Raw genomic sequence first — 20,484 nt, 5'->3', positions numbered from 1 at the left:
AGTATGGATTATCAATTAGTTGCAATTGACATGGATGGCACGCTTTTGAATAGTCACAGTAAGATTTCGGCCAAGAATCTTCAAGCATTGAAAGATACTCTCAAAAAGGGCATTAAAGTGGTGCTATGTTCTGCTCGGCCTTTTAACGGTTTGATCGACTACGCTAAACAGATTGGCTTAAGCGGTAAGGATCAATATTTGATCTATCTCGGTGGCAATATTATTCAAAACTATGCTGGTGAAGTCATCTATTCTAAAAAATTAAGAAATGAAGATTGTGAAAAAATTTCTGACTTTTTATCGGAACGGAAGGTAAAATTTAGCCTGATCGATAATGAAGGGACGCTTTATGACGGCTATCAGGACTGGATTGAAAAATACATGCTTGATACAAAACTAGGCGTTGTAAAAGTCCTTCTAAAGACCCGTAAGCATAAATTGGCAGAGTTGAAAAAATTAGCTCATGCGACGTATGATGATAAGTTCTACGTGGTTCAGACTAGCGATACTGAAATGCAATTAATGGCGAAGGATGTCAACAAAGGGACTGCGCTAGAACATTTGGTGAAGCATTTAGGGTTAAATCTCTCACAAGTCATGGCGATTGGCGATATGGATAACGACTTACCAATGTTAAAAATTGCTGGTCTCAGTGTGGCGATGGGCAATGCGACAAGTGAAGTAAAGGCTGTTGCTTCTCAAACAGTGCCAGATAACGATCATGATGGGGTCGCAATTGCTCTTGAACAAAATATTATCCCAGCAACTGACTCAATTTAAATAATTAAAAAATAAGAGCGGTAACTCGATTTTGAGTTACCGCTCTATTTATTAATGCTGCAATATTGAAGGTAAAATTGTTATGTCTAGCCTCATTTTTTAGGTTAAATTTGGAAGCTTAGTGATAAATCGTCACTAACTAATTGTTTAAATTGTATCAAGCTGTTCTTCATGTTTAGGTGCTGGATAGGCTTGATCAAGTAATTCTAATTCGTCATCGCTAAAAGTCAGATCAACTGCCGCAAGGTTACTTTGCATATGTTCGACTGACCCCGTTTTAGGGATACTCAACAAATCGTGATTTCTCAAGACCCAAGCTAATAACAATTGATGAACTGTTACTCGTTTTTGGTGTGCCATTTCAGAAAGCACCGGTTTGATCTGTAAATACTCGCTGTCATCAGAACCAAAAGGAGAGTAACCAACAAATGACATCTGATGTTCTTTTTGCCAAGGAAGGATTGAGTATTCGACCCCACGGCTGCCGATATTGTAAAGGTCTTCGTTGATGCGACAATTGTCACCATGGTCAATACTGATTAATTCCTCTAAGTCATGGCGATCAAAGTTAGAGACACCCCAATTACGAATCAATCCAGCTTGAACCATCCGTTCTAAGCCTTCAACGGTTTCTGAAAGTGGAGTATTGCCACGCCAATGTAACAAATAAAGATCAAGATAATCGGTTTGGAGACGTTTCAAGCTAGCCTTCAAACTCTGCTCAATCAATTTAGGAGTAGCGTGAAAAGGATAGAATTTGGAAATCAGTTGCAAGTCTTGGCGCTGGTAGTCCTTGAGAACTTTTCCCACCAGAGTTTCCGATCGTCCTTCGCCATACATCTCAGCGGTGTCGATCAAATTGATTCCGTGATCCAGACCATATCTCATTGCGGCCATTTCTGATTCCGTTCTTTGCGCACTGCCGTCACCAATATGCCATGTTCCAATCCCAATGGCAGAGGTGTTTTGATGGTTAAATGTGATTGATTTCAAGTTAATACCTCTCTTTGATCAATATTTGTAAACGATAACATTACTATTATATAGCTTACCTATTATTTTTAAAATGAAGACGATTTTAGTGTGGACTGTTTGTAAAAAATTATTTACAAACGTTTAGCACGAAGGTAGTATTTAAAATGAAGTGAAAGAATTAACGAACACAAGAGCTTCAAATAAAAAAAGGGGTTAAGTATGTATGGGTATGTACTTATTAGTTAATATCATAGGTGTTTTCGCATTCTTAGCGATTGGTTTCCTTTTTTCTAAGGATCGTTCAAAGATTCAATGGAAATCGATTGCTATCATGGTTGTTCTGAACTTGTTTTTGGCTTGGTTCTTGACTGGTTTCGATGCTGGTCGAGCAATTGTTTCTGGTGCTGCGGACGGCTTTAATTGGTTAGTCCAAGTCGCATATGTCGGAATCAAATTTGCTTTGCCAAGTTGGGTCAATGTCAAAAGTATGGACTTTGTTACAAGTGCATTGTTACCAATTCTTTTGATCGTACCATTGTTTGATATTTTAACTTATATCGGTGTATTACCATTTATTATTAAATGGATCGGTAAAGGTTTATCATTTATTACTGGTCAACCAAAATTTGAATCTTTCTTTGCCGTAGAAATGATGTTTCTTGGCAATACTGAAGCTTTAGCTGTTTCCAGTTTACAATTGAAACAGATGAAAGCTCAACGTAACGTAACATTGGCGATGATGTCAATGAGTTGTGTTACAGCTTCAATTATTGGGGCATACATTCAAATGATGCCAGGTCGATTTATTTTAACTGCAATTCCGATCAACATCATTAACTCTATTATTGTGACAAGTTTATTAAACCCAGTCACAGTTACACCAGAAGAAGATACGATTGCCAAATTGAGTGGTCAAGGTGAAGGCGGCAAAAAAGAGCCATTCTTCTCATTCTTGGGCGATTCAATCTTAGGCGCTGGTCGTTTGATTTTGATCATTACAGCTAATGTTATTGCATTCGTTGCTTTAGCTGCTTTGATCGATAAAGTTCTTCAATTAGTTAACCCATGGCTAACTTTGGAACACATCTTAGGAATTATCATGTATCCATTCGCTTGGTTACTAGGTTTGAATGGGCATGATTCTTTCCAAATGGCTCAATATATGGGAACAAAGTTAGTTACAAACGAATTCGTTGTTATGGGGCGTGTAACAGGAATTATTAAGAGCTTTGATCCTCACTTCAAGGCTGTCTTAACAGTCTTTGTAACATCCTTTGCTAACTTCTCAACTCTAGGTATGATTATTGGTTGTTTCAAGGGAATCGTTGATAAAGAAAAGAACGACATTATTTCTAAGAATGTTGGTTACATGTTATTGTCTGGTATCTTGGTATCACTCTTGTCAGCCGCATTTGTTGGATTGTTTGTTTGGTAAAAAAATCATCAGGTGGATGAAATTAATTCCACTCACAAAAAGATACTCTTTGATTCTAGTGCAGAATCAAAGAGTATTTTTTTAATTGTCAATCTGAATAGTGATTTACTCTAACCAAGTGAAAACCTTGCCGATATTTTTACTCCAAGTATCCCAAGAATGATCACCACTGACAGGCATCCAAGTGTATCGACCTTTAGCATGGATCGAGAGAAAGTTTTTAAACATAATATTGTCCTCGTGCATAAAATCCTCATCGCCACAGAGAGTAAGAAGCTCTTGTTTGGGCTGAAGATTGTTGAAGATATTTGTTAACTGATTTTGAGCAATCTTTTGCGGACTGTCAAAAATACTGTCAAAGGTAGTCTTAGCCATTGGTGACTTGGGATTATCACGAAAATGTTCAATGTCTGTGATGGGGGACAATGCCGCAATTTTGCTAAATTTGTCATCGTTTAAGAATCCAATTTTAAGGGCACCGTAGCCACCCATACTTGAACCGACAAGATAATTCTCACTTCGATCAGTAGAAATTGGTAAAAGATGTTGCATCTTAGGAATAAATTCATCGATGAAGTATGAATAATAAGGAATGAAATCGGAATCAGTATAAAAAGCGTTTCGAGCTTCAGGCATAATAATAGCCCAATTATGTTGTCGAGCTAATTTTTCAATATTGACATGCCTGATCCAGCTAGAATCGTCACCTGTATAGCCATGTAGTAGCCACACAGTGGTGTAATGGTCTTGATTGGTGTCGGGAATGACAACAGTGGTTTTGAAATAAGTATGCAAATAATTCGTTCGATAGCTTAAATTCATTAGTACCATAATAACAACCTCATAAAATTAATTTGGAAAAAGCGTTATTTGCGACGATTGTAGAGATATTTTTGAAAATATAAGTAGTTGATGTAAAGTTGCAAGGTGTCGTTTAAATCATGTAAATCAAGACTGAAGTATTCGGACAGTTTGTTGAGCCGATAATTAGTCGTGTTGCGATGGACATTTAGATCTTTGGAAGTATCGGTGACTTGACCGTTGTGCTTGAAATATGAATCAAGCGTTAATAGCAATTCTTGACCAGCACGGGTTTTATATAAGCCTTTAAAGACTTCTAAGATACGATTTGAATGTAAATTGCATTCTAACAGATGATTCAAGAACTTAATCTGCTTAAAGTAGAAGACATCTTTCATATTCAACTCTGAACTGACTGTGATGGTGTCGGTAGCTTGTTTAACAGCGGTTTTGAGATTATTCATCTTATTACTGATACCAATTTGTAAATTATTCTTTTTGGCATAATCTAAGTATAATTGGACGTTTTCCTCACTTTTGGTAATCAACAACTGGTTATGTGAAGATTTCTCAAAATGATAATCGCCAGCTTTAACCGTTAATGAATCGATCTTTTCGGTACTGATAATAATTGCGAAGCGGGGCAGAGTCAGGTCGATTCCTAGCGTGTTGGCCCGTAATCTTAATTCATCATCTTTTTGGACATCATCTGCTTCAATCCATTGAAATAGGAAGTGATTCAATGATTCCTTGTGTTGATTTTCAATCTGAGTATTATTCAATTGCGAAATCAACAATTCGGTTGATATTTTAAGCAATGACGCTAAAGGAGTGACTTCTTGAGGATTTCCAGTTATGCCAATTACACCGATAGTTTCACCCTTGAATTCAATCGGAATATTGACGCCAGGTTTGCCATAAATACCATATGATTGAACCATTGGTTTAGTTTTGCCGCTCTTGATAGTGTCAATTGCACCAATATGTAAAGTGTTGAGACGTTCCTTGTCACCGCTGGCTATAATATAGCCTTTCTCGTTCATCATGTTGATGTTATAAGGAACGTTTTCCATCATTTTGTCAACGATGGCTTGAGCTAAGGCAGGATCTAATTTCATATGCATTTTCCTTTTTTTTAGTATTTGCTCTATACCACATGACTATTCTACAATGTTTTACTTTAAATAGTTAAAATATTACAATATAAAAACATTAATATTATACTTTTGGAATATTTCCGGTAAAAATAGCCTGCAACTTTGAAAGTCGTGTTTGCTGAACAGATTTGTGCAGTTGCACATTGTGTCATTTAGTCTTTCGGTCTATGATATAAGTGATTTATGATTGCTAGATAATGGTTGAGTTGAATTGAGTCTTTGACCAGTTATTGAATATTCGAGTCATGTGCACAACATTATGCTTTTATACTAGTAATTCAAGTCGAATAGTTGGAAATTTGTTTTAGAGGTGAAATAAAGATGAAAATTTTTTTAGCTCCGGACTCTTTTAAGAATTCTCTGACAGCTAAAGAAGTTGCCCAAGCTTTGCAGAATGGTTTTATCAAAGTCTTTCCCGAAGCTGAATATATCAAAGTACCTATGGCTGATGGAGGCGAAGGTACAGTTCAGTCACTAGTTGATGCTAAGAACGGTCGCTTCGTGACTGAAGAGGTAGTCAATCCCCTAGGCCATCTGACCAAAGCACAATATGGTCTGATCAATGATGGTCAAGTTGCTGTGATCGAAATGGCAGAAGCCAGCGGTATACAATATATCAATAAATTTACGCAAAATCCATATATTACCACCACTTTTGGAACAGGCCAGTTAATTAAATCAGCCATTGAGCACGGTGCTCAAACAATCATTATCGGTCTGGGCGGTTCAGCTACGAACGATGGTGGTGCTGGTATGGCTCAAGCGTTGGGAGCACATTTATTGAATAGTCATGGTCAGGAGTTACAATATGGTGGTGCGATGTTAGAGAAGCTGAATCGAATTGATACTTCAGAAATGATGCCAGAATTAGCGCAAGTCAAGGTGATCATTGCCTCAGATGTTACTAATCCTTTGACCGGTCCTAATGGTTCCAGCCACGTATTTGGACCGCAAAAGGGCGCTAATCCTGATATGGTTGAGTTTCTTGATGCAGCTTTATCGCACTATGCAGATGTTTTAAAACGAGATTTGAACCAAGATGTAAAAAACGTTTCCGGTGCTGGTGCTGCGGGCGGATTAGGGGCTGGTTTATTAGCCTTTACCAACTCTCAAATTCGTTCCGGCGTTGACATCGTGATTGATTATACTGATTTAAAAGACAAAGTTAAGGATGCTGACCTAGTCGTAACTGGTGAAGGTCAGATCGATTTTCAGACTAAGTTTGGAAAAACACCTTTTGGGGTAGCCCAAGCTACTAAGTCCGTCAGTCCAAAGACTCCGGTCATTGCTGTTGCTGGTTCAATTGGTGAAAAAATTTCTGAGTTATATCCATTGGGAATTGATGCTATTTTCTCCTGTGTTCCGGGAGTTCAAGATTTACCTACCGCCATTCAAAGAACTGACCCAAATTTACAACAAGTCGCCGAAAATATCGGTCGCTTAATTAAAAAACTAAAATAGAGACTCAGTATCTGACCAATAGTTAGGTACTGGGTTTTTGTTTTGTCATTAAGCTGAATCATTTAAGTTAATCAGTTTTTTTTGTTACGATATTGTGAGAATGAAAGGGATGACACGATGATTCTTGACGATAATTGGAGTAAAGAACTCAATTTAGGTGCGATCCGACAAATAAAGCCTGTTCGTGGTGGCGATATTAATCAAGCTTTTGAAGTTATGACCACAAGTGGCAACTACTTTTTGAAAGTTCAACCGCATAATGATGCCAGTTTTTTTGAGCATGAAAAAGCTGGGTTAGATTTGTTAGGAGACGTAATCAATGCCCCCAAGGTAATTAAGGCGGGCAGTTTTCAAGGTAACGGTTATCTAGTGCTCAATTATTTAGAATTCGGTACAGGGTCACAATTTGAACTTGGAAAAATGGTTGCAAAGATGCATCTACAGACGGGTCCTCAGTTTGGATTAGATCACAGCGTATTAAACGCTAAGAATCCTAAAATCAATACTTGGCAAGACAATTGGGGCGACTTCTTTATTGATCAGCGAATAAAGGTTTTGGTCGACCAAGTTAAACAAAAAGTTTACTGGAATGATTATCGTGATAATTTGATTCACAAGTTTGAAAGCTTGGTGAAGTCTTATTATCAGGATCATCTAGTGGAGCCCAGTTTGTTGCATGGCGACTTGTGGAATGGCAATGTCGGTTTTCTAAGTAACCATCAGCCAATTTTATTTGACCCAGATGTGTTTTATGGAGATCGTGAAATGGATCTGGCGATGACTTTGTTATTCGGTGGTTTCACAGAAGATTTTTATAAAGGCTATAACAGTGTTTATCCACTGAAAAAAGATTGGCAAAAAAGGATGTCTTGGTATCAGACATATTATCTACTCGCTCATCTGAATCTTTTTGGAGAAACCTATGGCACCAGCTTTGAGAGCGCCTTGCAACAAAGTATCGATGAATTCTGAAATCAAGTCTTGTCATTTTAATGGCATTTGCGGGATACTTAAGATAGATATATTTATACGAGGTGATAGAAACAGATGAATAATGAAATTAAATTTATTGTAGATGAATTGAACGTTATCTATGGTTTTTATCAAGATCAATTTAGTCTCAAACGAATCAAAAGCTACATTCTTAGCATGCCCGAAGATACTAAAATTGTCAGTGTCTCGGCTGGAAAAGTTCCGATGTATGATCATCAAGTGGATTTACCAATTGCTCAGTTCAATGATCAAACTGATTCAGTCGGTTTATTGCAAGTCAATCATACAATGGTCAGCAGTCGTCAAAGCAGTGATATTGAGGCCGATACTCAACGAATCATTACTTTGATCAATCGTCTGATTGCTTTGATTGAACCTAAACAAGTCTAATTAGAGCGTAGATTCATCTAAATATAAGAATATCAATTCAAAATAATACCCTCTGATTCGGATTTGAATCAGAGGGTATTATTTTTGAAATATTTATTTTGGAGGAGGATCAAATTTTCCTTTGAATGTGTGAATGAATTAAATCAAATTGGCAATTTGCATCAAGATTGGTACAACGATAACGAAGAGAACGGTTGAAGTAGTAACTAAGTTAGTAGCATAGTCGACGTCACCGTGTGCTTGATCAACTAAGATTGGCAAGACAGCTAATCCAGGAGCAGCTGATTGAATGATGAATGAGTTTGATTCGATAGTTGGTAGTGATGAACCCATCATTGAACCACCAATCAAGATGATACTGATCATGATTGCAGGAGCAATTACAAATCTACCAAGTAGGGCAATGATTGTGTCACGGTCAAACTTGATTGATTTCAAACCAGCATCAGCTAAAATAATACCGATGTAGATCAAAGACATTGGAGTAACGATACCACCGACCATGTCTAAGGTCTTGTTGATCCATTCTGGAACTGGAATAGCCAACAATAGGAAGACAAGTGAAACCAAGAAACCAACTAATGGTGCGGGAAGCAATTTCTTCCAATTGAATTTTTCTTTCTTAGCACCTTTTTGAACAGTTGGATCATCATTGGAGATGAAGAAGATACCAACAGCCCAAGTTGAGATTGTGTTCATAACATAGTAGATAAGGAAGTAAGGTAAACTCTTAGTTCCGAATAGAGCCATGTTTAAAGGTAAACCAATGAAGATCGTATTTGCGTTAACAAACATGTTAATGAAAGTACCACGACGACCTTTTCTAATTTTGAAGACTTTAGTTAAAATCCAAGCGATGATGTAGCCAATCGTAAAACTGGCAAAGGTGAAAATCAAACCACCGGATAGACTAGCTAATTTGTCCCGGTTCAAATACTTCAAAACTGAAACAAAGATTGAAGCAGGTAAAGCAATTTTCATAATAATGAATGAAATGTTTCCTTTGAACTCGTCACCTAAACGGCCAGAGCCACGTAACCAATACCCCAAGGCGATGACAAGAACGATTTCAGCAACACTTTCCAATGAAGTGATAAATGCAGCCATAATTATGTACCCCTTTATTTGACAAAAATTTTAATTAATATTTAGGTTCCCATTTGATGTCAGCAACGGCTTTCTTAGCGTCAGTAGCATCAGTTAATTTTTCATCGATAGCTTGTTGAGCAACACCAACAGCAACAGTCATACTGAATTCATCTAGTTTAGAAACTGGAGGAAGGACAGCAGCACCTGGTTGTTCTGGATCGACGATTCCACCTAATGAGTGGGCAGCTTTGTTAATCATACCATCTGAAAGAATCTTAGCATTAACAGCCATTGAACCAAGACCTAGACCTGGATAAACCAAAGCGTTGTTAGCTTGACCGATATGGTAAGTAACACCATTATATTCAACTGGTTCAACTGGAATACCTGTAGCAATCAAAGCTTTACCATCAGTCCATTTCAAAAGATCTTCAGCTTTTGCTTCGGCAAGTTTTGTAGGATTTGAAAGTGGGAAGATGATTGGACGGTCAGTGTGAGCCGCCATTTCTTTGATGATTGATTCAGTAAATGTACCAGGTTGAGTTGAAGTACCAACCAAAATTGTTGGATGAACAGCCTTCACAACAGCTTCGAGGTTTGTAAGTTCATCAGCATTAGCAAATTCACTACGTTTTCTAGTAAATGGTTTTTGTTCTGGTGTTAAATCCTCAGTATCATCGAATAGGAGTCCTTGTTTATCAACGAGATAGAAGTGTTTTCTAGCTTCATCTTCAGAAAGGCCTTCTTCAACCATTGCATCGAAGATTCGTTTAGTAATACCTGCACCAGCAGTACCAGCACCAAATGATAGGTAAACTTGATCAGTTAATTTTTCTTTAGAAATGTTCAAAGCACCTAAGATACCAGCCAAAGTGATGATACCTGTACCTTGAATATCGTCATTGAATGTTAAAATTTGGTCTTTGTACTTGTTCAAGATATTAGCAGCATTGCTTCTACCAAAGTCTTCAAAGTGCAAATACATATCTGGGAACAAGTTTTCAGCTGTTTCAACGAACTTATCAACGAAGTTGTAATACTTGTCGCCAGTAACACGTTCGTGATGATTACCCATATAAAGATCATCGGCAAGCAATTCTTTTCTGTTAGTACCAACATCCAAGACAACTGGTAGAACTGATTTAGGATCAACGCCGGCAGCAGCAGTATAAACCATCAATTTACCAACTGAAATATCGACACCTTGGACACCCCAATCACCGATACCAAGAATACCTTCACCGTCAGTTACAACGATCAACTTGATGTTGCGACCTTTAGAAGCGTTCTTTAAAGTTGCTTCGATATCATCTTGATCATCAATTGATAGGTAAGCCGCATTTTGTGGGTCTAAGAACAAGTGGCTGTAATTTTCAATCGTGTCAGCGATAGTTGGATCATAAACGACGGGCATAAATTCGTTAACATGTTCACTGAAAAGCTTGTAGAACAAAGTTACGTTTTCGTTGAATAAGTCCATTAAATACATTCTCTTAGCTAAGAAAGTATCCTTGTTAGAATAGTTTTCGTAAGCTTGTTCAACTTGTTGGTCCAATGTTTGTACGAATGGTGGCAAAAGACCTTCAAGGTGATTTTCTTTACGTTCTTCTTTGGTAAAGGCAGTACCTTTATTCAAAAAATGATTATTTAGTAAATCTAAACCTTCATATGTCATAAAAAATTCCTCCTAAATTTATTGAATCTAGTTCAACATTGGAATATTCCAATGCCTGTTAATTAACTTTCGTGATGTATCATAAACCCTTATAAAAAATATAGTCAAATATGTTATCATTAATAAATAATATTTATAGGTGAAGCTAATGAATTTAAAAGATTATCAATACTTTCAAAAACTGTCAGAATTAAAGAACTTTTCTGAGACTGCCACTTTCTTTGGCGTCAGCCAGCCGACTATCACATATGCCCTAAAACGCTTGGAAGACACTTATGGGATGGCACTTGTCGAACGAAAGAGCTATGCCAACTCTTTAAAACTGACCTATGCCGGGCAGCAAGTCTTACGCCATATCGAGCGGATCTTGTTGGAAGAGCACTTGATCGATGAGGATATCTCGCGGATCAAACGGGACAAAATCGTCATGGGTTGGCCACCGATAATTACTAACTATTTGATTCCCAAAGTATTTGATCGCTTAAAAGATGCTGATCTCTTGGATAGTATCGTTCAAGTCAGTGATGGTTCGGCGGAACTATTATCGAAATTAAAAAAGGGCGCTTTGGATGTGTCTTTATTAGGAACAACGGTTATGCCGCAAGAAGAACAGCTTGAATATCAATTGATTCAAGAACATCATTTTAAGTTTATCGCCTCAGATCAACGTGATGTTTCAAAAATTGATTCGATTCAAAAATTATTTGCGGAAGATTTTATTTCCTTGGATGAAGGTTCAGTTCATAATGTTGTTTTGCAAAAGTTGATCGAGCACTACAATGTGGCACCGCATACGATGTTTCAAACGTCAGATTACAAGTTAATGTTGAGTTTGGTTCAAGCTGATAAGGGAATCAGTTTTGTTACAGAAACAGCGATTGAAGGCATCAAAGGGCTTCAAGAGATAACTATTCCTGATTTGAAGTTACCTTCTTTCTACTTATTATTTGTTTACCGACACAGTATGGTTGGGAACCAAAGATTGGCAGAATTAATGCATATTTTTAAAAATATTTAAATAATAATTTTTTATATAAAAAAAACGAGGTATACAGGTATAGTCCATTCACGTTACAATATATTTGCCGATTTTTATTGGCGGAGAATTTTGGTGATAAGTATTATCTATGGCAAAAATATCTCATCAATATTTGGCCATAAATTGTATTTTTATTATGTTATTATCACTTTCTAAAATAAAAATGAGTGGATATCTGTGGGATAGTTCAAAAAAAACGCTCATTTTATAGGTTGGAAGCTGTGTTAAACGGTTTCAACCTTTTTTTCTTTACTTATAAAAATATGTCTAATTTAAATATTAGCCAATATTTATTTGAAAATATGGTATTATACTAATCGAAGGGTTGCTTATTGCGTAGTACACCTTCTTGAGAATTTCATGATAATAATAGTTATTAGTTTAGCTATTACTGGTTTGATGGTAGTTCCTCCCTGAGCTACCATTTTTTTAGACAAAAATAAGAGCCTCTACACTTTTGTGTAGGGGCTCTTTTAGTTACAATTTAAAGTTTCTTTTTGTGTAATTTACTGTGGTGCAAACTGTATGTAAAGTAAATGATCAGGCCAAGCGTAAACCAAATGGCAAAGACCATCCAAGTGAATGCTTGCAACTGGGTCATTAAAACGATACACATGATGAATGAAACTATCGGAATGATTGGGAAGAACGGTACTTTGAAACCAACTGGCATTTGGTCGTAATTCTTCAATCGGCGTAAGAAGATTACTCCTAATGAAACTGCTGAGAAAGCAAAGAGGGTTCCAATATTTACTAATTCAGTGATTTTTTCAAGTGGAACTAACATCGCCACTAAACTAGCAACGATTGCAAAAATATAAGTATTAAAAACTGGTACTTTCGTTTTTTGATTAACTTGTGAAAGTTTCTTGGGTAAGAGGCCATCACGGCTGATTGCAAAAATCAAACGAGTACCACCATACGACATTACCAAAAGTACGGTTGTCATCCCGGCAACTGCGCCAATGGAGACGATAGCTGCGACCCAGTTTTGATTCATTAATTGCAAAACATAGGCTACTGGATCAGCAACGTTTAACTTCGTGTAATGTTCCACACCTACTAAAACAGCAGCCACAGCGGCATAGAGAACCGAAGCAATCATGAGTGATGACACGATTCCAATTGGCATATCCCGTTGTGGTTTTTTGACTTCTTCTGAAGCTGTTGAAACGGCGTCAAAACCAATATAAGCGTAAAAGGCGATTGCTGAACCAGCCAATACTCCTTTAAAGCCAAAAGGAAACATTGGATTGTAGTTAGCTGGTTTAACATAAAAGATTGCTACAGCGATGAAGAGTACGATCACGGCAATTTTTACGCCGACCAAAATCGTGTTTAAGGTAGTTGACTCTTTAGTTCCCTTGGACAAAATAAAACCGATAATTAAAGTAATGATTCCGGCAATTAAATTAATGCCACCTTTGGTACCCGGTGTACCTAGTGACGCTGACAGAAATTCGGGTAATTTTATCCCAAAACCTGCTAAGAGATTTTGGAAATAAGCTGACCAACTGACGGCCACTGATGAGACGGCAAACAAGTACTCTGATACTAATGCCCAACCGATCACCCAAGCGACGATTTCACCAAAGACGGTATAGACGTACGTATAAGCACTCCCAGCCAAGGGGATGGTCGAAGCAAATTCAGCGTAACAAAGTGCAGCTAAGGCGCAGACTGCAGCTGACAAGATATAGGAGAACATGGCCCCCGGACCAGCATAATTAGCAGCGATGATTCCAGGAGTAATAAAAATCCCAGCTCCGACGATTGCTCCTACACCCATAGCTGTTAATCCCCAAGCGGAAAGATTTCGACTAAGCTGTGACTCGTTGATTGATTCAATTTCAAATTCTTTTTTCTTTAACAAACGGGTCGATTCCATATTGTATCCTCCATCAGTAGGAAGTTTTGAGGTATCGCCGCATGAGAAAGACTTTTATCATAACCAGGAAAAGTATAAATGGTCTATTTACAAAAAGTCAATAAATATGTTTATACAAATTGAGCAAATAAATTGTTGAAACCGATTACAACGGTTATAATCATGGTGCCGTAGAGTGTACTTTGTCATAACCAATTTTTTCCACACAAATGGTATAGGAGGTAACGATGCAAAATAAGACCGTTGTTGCGATTGCTGGTGGTGGAGAGAAGATTTATGAAATGATCGATTCTTTTAACGAAGAGATCCAATTCGACTTGTTCACGGTTGAAATCCCCAATCGAGTTTTTGGTCAAAATGTCAATGTCATCAAAGCTTCAGATGATGATGAGATTGCAGCTTTGGCCGTTAGCGATATTTTGCAAGGTGCGGATATTCTTTTCAAAGGTTTGATCCAGACGCACACCTTGTTAAAGGCTGTTTTACAACACAAGCAAGAGTTGGTCCAAAGTCCTGTGTTATCGCACGTATCCATCTTACACATTCCGGAAATCAGCCGCCTGATTCTACTGACTGATGCGGCGATGAACATCGAACCTAATTTTGAGCAGTCGTTAGCCATCATTGAGAATGCCGTTTCGGTTGCACATGATCTCGGGATTGACCATCCGAAAACTGCGCTGTTGAGTGCCGCGGAAAACTTTAATCCCAAGATGCCATCATCAGTCTGGGGTCGGGAATTGACCCAGCACTATCAGAGTTATCCGATAGAGTCCGACGTTTTTGGACCTATTTCATTTGATTTAGCTCTTTCTTCAAAAATTGCTCACGAAAAAAAGTTTACCGGACCCATTGTCGGGGATGCGGATATTTTAGTCGTGCCCAATCTTGATGTTGGCAATGTGTTATATAAGTCACTGACACTTTTTACCAAGACTCAAGTTGGTGGTTTGATTGTCGGTGCAAAAGTACCGATCGTGTTAACTTCACGAGGTGACAAATTAGAAAATAAACGGGCCTCGTTAGAGTTTGCGTTTAACGTTATTTAAAAGTAGGTGAAATGATGAATTATCGAACATTGGTTATTAACCCGGGCTCGACTTCCACCAAAATCGCTATTTTTGAAGATACCCATCTTTTGGCCCAGCAGGAAATCAATTATTTACCCGCTGATCTGGCGCATTTTGTAGATTTGATGGACCAAAAGGATTTTCGAATTAAAAGTATTGTTGATTTTATGAATAAGCATGATTTTGACTTTCAAAGTATCGATGCTTTCGTTGGCCGAGGCGGTCTGATGCGAGCAATCCCGGGAGGTACTTATACGATTGACACACAGATGATTTCTGATCTGACTAAAGGGCTTTTCGGAATTCATGCGGCCAATTTGGGAGCAATTATTGCAGATTATTTTGGCGAAATGTATCAGCGTCCAGCCTTTGTCGTCGATCCGGTCGTCGTTGATGAATTTGATCCTGTGGCCTACTTGTCAGGTTATAAAGACTGGGATCGACGGAGTGTCTTTCATGCATTGAATCAAAAAGCCGTTGCCAGACAAGCCCTAAAGCAAATTGGTAAATCTTATGAGAATGCGAATCTGATCGTGGCACATATGGGTGGCGGTATTTCTGTTGGGGCACATAAGTTAGGTCGAGTGGTCGATGTCAATAACGGACTCGATGGCGATGGAACATATTCGCCGAATCGGACAGGTTCAGTCAGTGCCATCTCTTTAGTCGATTATATTTATGACCAAGCTCCAAAAAAGTCCGAAGTGGTCAAACTGATTACTCACGAAGGTGGTTTGAAATCATACCTTGGTACCGATGATCTGAAGACGATTGAAAAAGAAATCGATCAAGGCGATGAGTACTCGCGGTTGATTTTTGATGGCATGGTCTATCAGATTGCTAAAGAAATTGGCAAGCAAGCGACAGTTTTAATGGGTCAAGTTGATCTAATTGTTTTGACCGGTGGGATGGCTCGTTCTGGGCGGTTAGTGAAAGCGCTTACGCAAAGGGTGGACTGGATTGCTCCTGTGACCGTTATCCCCGGACAGATGGAAATGCAAGCTTTAAACTTAGGGGCTCAAAGAGTTTTACAACAAATTGAGCAGCCAAAAAATTATGTCAAAGAAGCGGAGGAACTTGCAAATGGCAGATCCATATGACTTGGTGGTGATCGGTGGTGGAGTTGGCGGTTATAGTGGCGCCATTAGAGCCAGTCAATTAGGGTTAAAAGTTGCCTTAGTTGAAGCTGACCTTTTAGGTGGAACTTGTCTCAACCGAGGCTGTATTCCCACCAAAGCTTATTTGAAATCAGCCGAAGTCTTTAGAGAAGTAAAACAAGCTGACAACTTTGGTATTACTAATTCGGGTGAATTTGGCGTTGATTTTTCCTCAATCAAGCGTCGCAAAGACCAAATTGTCGAGAAACTTCGTTCAGGTGTCGCTTTTCTGATCAAGAAGAATCAGATTGATTATTTTGCAGGTCAAGCCAGTGTTTTGGGCACTTCGATTTTCACACCTAAAGCAGGCTCAGTGATGATTAAACCTAATAATGGTGACGATGAAGTGATTTTGACACCAAAGAATGTTTTGATTGCGACTGGTTCGAGGCCAAGCAGCTTGTCTAACTTAGAGATCGATGGCGAAAGAATTCTCAGTTCCAATGATGTTTTGGAATTAAATGAATTGCCGGACTCAATTGTCATCATCGGTGGTGGAGTGATTGGCGTCGAGTGGGCCTCGTTGTTGACTGATTTAGGTGTCAAAGTTGAATTAGTTGAGTTTCAAGATCAGTTGATCGCTAGTGAGAGTTCCCAAGCAGCCAAAATTTTACAAGCAGAATTGACTAAACGTGGTGTCAAAGTCGATTTGAGTACTTCAGTCGAAGAAATCAATTTGGACGGAGAAAATTTAAAAATCGTTGCCAAAACTGAGGATCAATTTTTTGATGTCACCGCCCAGAAAGTTTTAGTAGCGGTCGGTCGGCGCCCCAATGTTGAAAATATTGGCTTAGAAGCTGCCGGAATTGAATTTGATCAGCAGGGGATCATCGTGAATGATTATTATCAAACTAATCTGGACAATATTTATGCAATTGGTGATGTGATCAATACTTTGCAGCTAGCTCATGTGGCAGCTAAGGAAGCCGAATTAGCGGTTGAACACATCGCTGGACAAGTGATTGAAAAACTCGATTATCAAAATGTTCCCCGAGGTATTTACACTTATCCTGAGATTGCAAGCGTTGGACGGACAGATGGTACAACGATTTCCACCCAGGAAGCTTTACAAGGTCGTTTTGATTGGCAGGCCAATGGAAAAGCGATGATTGAAAAATTTGACGTTGGCTATGTCGAAGCTTTTGGCGACAAAATGACCGAGGACTTTATCGGTTTGACGATTGTTGGTGGGCACGCCACAGATATGATCAGTGAAGCTAGTTTGGCGTTATATTTGAATGCCACTCCAGAAGAAATCGGTCAAACGATTCATCCGCATCCCACTCAAAGTGAAGCCATTATGGAAGCTAATAACGATATTTTTGGTAGGGCAATTAATAAGTAAAGGAGTAGAGCAATGGATTTAAAGCAAAGTCAACTTTCCAATAGTGAAATTATTTCAGCTTATCGAATCATCAAGAAAGCTCGCCGTTTAGATGAACGTCTCTGGCAGCTTAATCGAATTGGTAAATCTACTTTTAATATTTCCGGTCAAGGGGCGGAAGTGGCTCAAGTGGCAATGAGTTTGGCCTTTGACCCTGAGATTGATTATTTTTTACCGTACTATCGTGATATGGCAGCAGTTATGGTTTTTGGAACTAGTGCCAAGAGTATCGTGATGGGTTCTTTAGGTAAAGAGGCCGATCCTGCTTCTCACGGTCGTCAGATGCCGAATCATTATGGCGATAAAGAGCACCACGTAATATCCTTTAGTTCAACTGTTACGACTCAATTTCCTCTGGCAACCGGAGTAGGTTTGGCTTTACAGATCGATCAAAAACCAGGGATTGTTTTGACTTCAACTGGTGAAGGCTCGACTGCAGAAGGCGATTTCCATGAAGCCTTGAATTTTGCCGGTATTAAGAAATTGCCTGTTATCTTTGTAATCGAAAATAACGGCTATGCAATCTCAACGCCTAATCATGAGGAATTTTCTACCAATGACCTCAGCACTCGGGCAATTGGTTATGGAATGCCCGGTAAAAAAGTTGATGGACATGATTTTACTAGCACATATTTAGCCTTCAAAGAAGCAATTGAGAATGCTCGGACGGGTCAAGGTGCTAGTTTGATAGAAATCACCGTCGATCGTTTGACAGCTCATTCCTCTGATGACGATCAACGAGTTTATCGTGAAAAGTCTGATATTGATACGATGAAAGAAAATGACTGTATCAAAGGTTTTGAAAGTCAGTTACTAGCCGAAAATATTTTAACGCAATCCGAGCTTGAAACAATCGATCAGGAGATCATTCAAGAAATTGATCAAGCAACGACTGCTGCTGAAGCAATGCCAGATCCAAGTGCTGACCAAATATCAACACATGTTTATGCGGGAGGATTGAACAATGGCTGAGGTTACGTATTTAGAAGCAATCAATCAAGCTTTACAAGAAGAAATGTCACGAGATCCTAAGACAGTTATCTTTGGCGAGGATGTTGGTGGCGATAAAGGTGGCGTCTTTGGTGCTACCAAGGAATTAGCTGAACAATTCGGTGATCACAGAGTTTTCAATTCACCTTTAGGAGAATCTGAAATTGCTGGATTGGCCGTCGGTTTAGGCATAATGGGTCATCGGGCAATTGCCGAATTTCAGTTTGCTGATTACATTTTGCCCGCAGTCAATCAAATTATGTCGGAAGCGGCCAAGATGCGTTATCGGACAGCTGGTGATTATACCGTACCGGTAGTCTTTCGGACTCCGTATGGTGGTGGAGTTCGTGGCGGCTTTTATCATTCCCAATCTACCGAAAAGATTTTTGTCGGTCAGCCTGGGTTAAGAGTGGTGACACCTTCAACCGTCTACGATGCAAAAGGTTTGTTGAAAGCAGCTATCAGAAGCGATGATCCAGTTTTATTCTACGAGCACAAGCGACTCTATCGAGCTTTGAAGGCTGAATTACCAACCACTGATTATACAGTCGATTTGGACAAAGCCAAAGTTGTTCGTGAAGGATCTGATCTGACTATCTTTGCTTATGGCATGATGATGCAGTACGCATTGGCTGCCAGTGAAGAACTAGCTAATCAAGGTGTCTCAGTTGAAGTAGTTGACTTAGTTAGTCTATATCCATTGGACAAGACAACAATCATTCAAGCTGCTAAAAAAACTGGAAAAGTTTTGCTGATCACGGAAGATACTAAAGAGGGCAGCGTCATGAATAATGTTTCCGCTCTCATTGCCGAAGAAGCATTATTTGAACTTGACGCACCAATCAAAATCTTAGCCGGACCAGATTCGCCAAGTATGCCGTACGCCAAGAATTTAGAAGATGCTTTTCTAGTAAATCAAGCCGATGTCACCCAAGCCGTGACTGAATTGGCAGAATTTTAGGAGGGAATCCAATGTCGGAAATAATGGTAAAAATGCCCCCTTTAGGTGAAAGCGTTACCGAGGCCACTGTCAGTCAGTGGTTAGTTCAACCAGGTAGTGTCGTCAAGAAGTATGAACCACTTTTAGAAGCTATGTCAGATAAAGTCACCACCGAGATTCCAGCCAGTGAAGATGGTATCGTTCAAACGTTACTTGTCACTGAAGGAGATGTCGTTTCGATTGGCAGCGATATTTTAACTCTGGAGACCGACTCGAAAAAGACTGAACCAACGCAGACCGATTCGACACCTGCTGTCAAACCGGCAGAGACTGAGACAAATAATCGGTTACGTTTTTCACCAGCAGTATTAAAAATCGCTGGCGAACAAGGAATCGATTTGAACGAAGTTAAAGGTACTGGTACGGGCGGTCGGATCACCAGAAAAGATGTTTTAAGTTATCAGCCAAGTGAATCAATTCCTCAGACAGTTGAAACAGTGGTGGCAGAAAAACCAGTGCTTGACCGGCCAACGACTGAAATTAATACTGACGACATCGTAACTATCAGTCCTTTGCGCAAAGCGATTGCCAAGAATCTGGTTCAGAGTGTAACTGAAATTCCTCAAGCTTGGACAATGATCGAAGTCGACGTGACTAATTTAGTTAAACTGCGCCATAATTTAAAACAAGCATTTTTCGAACAAAATGGTTTTAAGTTGTCATTTTTCCCATTCTTTGTCAAGGCCGTCAATCAAGCGCTGATGAATCATCCGAAATTAAACAGCAGCTGGCAAGATGAAACCATTGTCTATCACGATGCCATCAATACCTCAATTGCGGTGGCAACTGAAGAAGCGTTGTTTGTTCCAGTAATCAAAAATTCTAATTATTTAAGCGTGGCAGGCATTGCCAGTGAAATTAATCGACTAGTTGATAAAGTCAAGACGAATAGTCTCACTAGTGCGGATATGGCCGATGGAACTTTCACGGTCAATAATACGGGAAGTTTTGGCTCGCGAGAATCAAAAGGAATTATTAATCCTCCGCAAGCCGCAATTTTACAAGTCGAGGCAATTAGAAAAGAAGTCAAAGTTATGCCTGACGAAGCGATTGCCGTTCGTGACGTAGTTAATCTCTGTCTGACGATCGACCATCGTATTTTAGATGGACTAGCCGCAGGAAGATTTTTGAATGAAGTCAAAACTAATTTGGAAACAATCGATAGTACGACCAACATTTACTGATACTAAGGAGTGTAAC

General features: G+C 39.0%; 18 protein-coding genes. 12 read left to right on the top strand and 6 right to left on the bottom strand.

What is annotated here, in order from left to right; all coding sequences use genetic code 11:
• Window positions 1-3 precede the first annotated feature (3 nt).
• Entirely contained in the window at window positions 4-780 is a 777-nt protein-coding gene (locus ACG72T_RS04125; RefSeq protein ID WP_395264806.1) for a Cof-type HAD-IIB family hydrolase, read from the top strand.
• A gap of 147 nt (window positions 781-927) precedes the next feature.
• On the opposite strand, the gene ACG72T_RS04120 is transcribed toward ACG72T_RS04125, so the two are convergent.
• Entirely contained in the window at window positions 928-1,773 is an 846-nt protein-coding gene (locus ACG72T_RS04120) for an aldo/keto reductase (RefSeq protein WP_395264805.1), read from the bottom strand.
• A gap of 211 nt (window positions 1,774-1,984) precedes the next feature.
• Here ACG72T_RS04120 and ACG72T_RS04115 point away from each other — a divergent pair, with 211 nt between their 5' ends.
• Window positions 1,985-3,190, top strand: coding sequence for a NupC/NupG family nucleoside CNT transporter (locus ACG72T_RS04115; RefSeq protein WP_395265031.1), 1,206 nt, complete (start codon window positions 1,985-1,987; stop codon window positions 3,188-3,190).
• Between the two features lie 105 nt (window positions 3,191-3,295).
• On the opposite strand, the gene ACG72T_RS04110 is transcribed toward ACG72T_RS04115, so the two are convergent.
• Complete coding sequence (locus ACG72T_RS04110; RefSeq protein ID WP_395264804.1) at window positions 3,296-4,021, bottom strand: alpha/beta hydrolase; 726 nt, start codon at window positions 4,019-4,021, stop codon at window positions 3,296-3,298.
• 35 nt (window positions 4,022-4,056) lie between these two features.
• Window positions 4,057-5,109 carry a CdaR family transcriptional regulator gene (locus tag ACG72T_RS04105; RefSeq protein ID WP_395264803.1) on the bottom strand — a complete coding sequence of 351 codons (1,053 nt, stop codon included), beginning with the start codon at window positions 5,107-5,109 and terminating at the stop codon, window positions 4,057-4,059.
• A 360-nt stretch (window positions 5,110-5,469) separates the two neighbouring features.
• On the opposite strand from ACG72T_RS04105, the gene ACG72T_RS04100 reads away from it, so the two are divergent.
• The 3 genes from ACG72T_RS04100 (at window position 5,470) to ACG72T_RS04090 (ending at window position 7,992) form a co-directional block, all read left to right on the top strand.
• Entirely contained in the window at window positions 5,470-6,609 is a 1,140-nt protein-coding gene (locus ACG72T_RS04100) for a glycerate kinase (protein ID WP_395264802.1), read from the top strand.
• Between the two features lie 117 nt (window positions 6,610-6,726).
• Window positions 6,727-7,581 (top strand): fructosamine kinase family protein, encoded by an 855-nt coding sequence (locus ACG72T_RS04095; protein ID WP_395264801.1) that lies wholly within the window; start codon window positions 6,727-6,729, stop codon window positions 7,579-7,581.
• A 75-nt stretch (window positions 7,582-7,656) separates the two neighbouring features.
• Complete coding sequence (locus ACG72T_RS04090; RefSeq protein WP_395264800.1) at window positions 7,657-7,992, top strand: hypothetical protein; 336 nt, start codon at window positions 7,657-7,659, stop codon at window positions 7,990-7,992.
• A 138-nt stretch (window positions 7,993-8,130) separates the two neighbouring features.
• On the opposite strand, the gene ACG72T_RS04085 is transcribed toward ACG72T_RS04090, so the two are convergent.
• Both ACG72T_RS04085 and ACG72T_RS04080 read right to left on the bottom strand, forming a co-directional pair.
• Window positions 8,131-9,099 carry an AEC family transporter gene (locus tag ACG72T_RS04085; RefSeq protein WP_395264799.1) on the bottom strand — a complete coding sequence of 323 codons (969 nt, stop codon included), beginning with the start codon at window positions 9,097-9,099 and terminating at the stop codon, window positions 8,131-8,133.
• 34 nt (window positions 9,100-9,133) lie between these two features.
• Window positions 9,134-10,756 (bottom strand): malolactic enzyme, encoded by a 1,623-nt coding sequence (locus ACG72T_RS04080; protein WP_395264798.1) that lies wholly within the window; start codon window positions 10,754-10,756, stop codon window positions 9,134-9,136.
• A gap of 148 nt (window positions 10,757-10,904) precedes the next feature.
• On the opposite strand from ACG72T_RS04080, the gene ACG72T_RS04075 reads away from it, so the two are divergent.
• The gene (locus ACG72T_RS04075; RefSeq protein ID WP_395264797.1) at window positions 10,905-11,774 is read left to right on the top strand and encodes a LysR family transcriptional regulator; all 870 of its coding nucleotides are present in this window, start codon (window positions 10,905-10,907) and stop codon (window positions 11,772-11,774) included.
• Between the two features lie 505 nt (window positions 11,775-12,279).
• Here ACG72T_RS04075 and ACG72T_RS04070 read toward each other — a convergent pair.
• A complete protein-coding gene (locus ACG72T_RS04070; RefSeq protein WP_395264796.1) occupies window positions 12,280-13,683 on the bottom strand; it encodes an amino acid permease in 1,404 nt (467 codons plus the stop codon).
• A gap of 227 nt (window positions 13,684-13,910) precedes the next feature.
• Between ACG72T_RS04070 and ACG72T_RS04065 the strand changes: the two genes are divergently transcribed.
• The 6 genes from ACG72T_RS04065 to ACG72T_RS04040 are packed head-to-tail and all read left to right on the top strand — an operon-like array spanning window position 13,911 to window position 20,468.
• Complete coding sequence (locus tag ACG72T_RS04065; RefSeq protein ID WP_395264795.1) at window positions 13,911-14,732, top strand: phosphate acyltransferase; 822 nt, start codon at window positions 13,911-13,913, stop codon at window positions 14,730-14,732.
• Window positions 14,733-14,743: 11 nt separating this feature from the next.
• Window positions 14,744-15,853, top strand: coding sequence for a butyrate kinase (buk, locus tag ACG72T_RS04060; RefSeq protein WP_395264794.1), 1,110 nt, complete (start codon window positions 14,744-14,746; stop codon window positions 15,851-15,853).
• Entirely contained in the window at window positions 15,837-17,255 is a 1,419-nt protein-coding gene (gene lpdA, locus ACG72T_RS04055) for a dihydrolipoyl dehydrogenase (protein ID WP_395264793.1), read from the top strand. The genes buk and lpdA overlap by 17 nt, the downstream gene beginning before the upstream one ends.
• A gap of 12 nt (window positions 17,256-17,267) precedes the next feature.
• Window positions 17,268-18,266: a thiamine pyrophosphate-dependent dehydrogenase E1 component subunit alpha gene (locus ACG72T_RS04050; RefSeq protein ID WP_395264792.1), complete on the top strand. Its 999-nt coding sequence runs from the start codon at window positions 17,268-17,270 to the stop codon at window positions 18,264-18,266.
• Complete coding sequence (locus tag ACG72T_RS04045) at window positions 18,259-19,245, top strand: alpha-ketoacid dehydrogenase subunit beta (RefSeq protein ID WP_395264791.1); 987 nt, start codon at window positions 18,259-18,261, stop codon at window positions 19,243-19,245. Before ACG72T_RS04050 ends, ACG72T_RS04045 begins: the two co-directional genes overlap by 8 nt.
• An 11-nt stretch (window positions 19,246-19,256) precedes the next feature.
• On the top strand, window positions 19,257-20,468 hold the full coding sequence (locus ACG72T_RS04040) for a dihydrolipoamide acetyltransferase family protein (RefSeq protein WP_395264790.1): 1,212 nt from the start codon (window positions 19,257-19,259) through the stop codon (window positions 20,466-20,468).
• The last annotated feature ends 16 nt before the right edge of the window (window positions 20,469-20,484 follow it).

The sequence above is a fragment of the Companilactobacillus sp. FL22-1 genome (assembly GCF_043951805.1).
In the GTDB taxonomy this organism is placed as follows: Bacteria; Bacillota; Bacilli; order Lactobacillales; family Lactobacillaceae; genus Companilactobacillus.
This window is presented reverse-complemented; position numbering and strand designations above follow the sequence as displayed.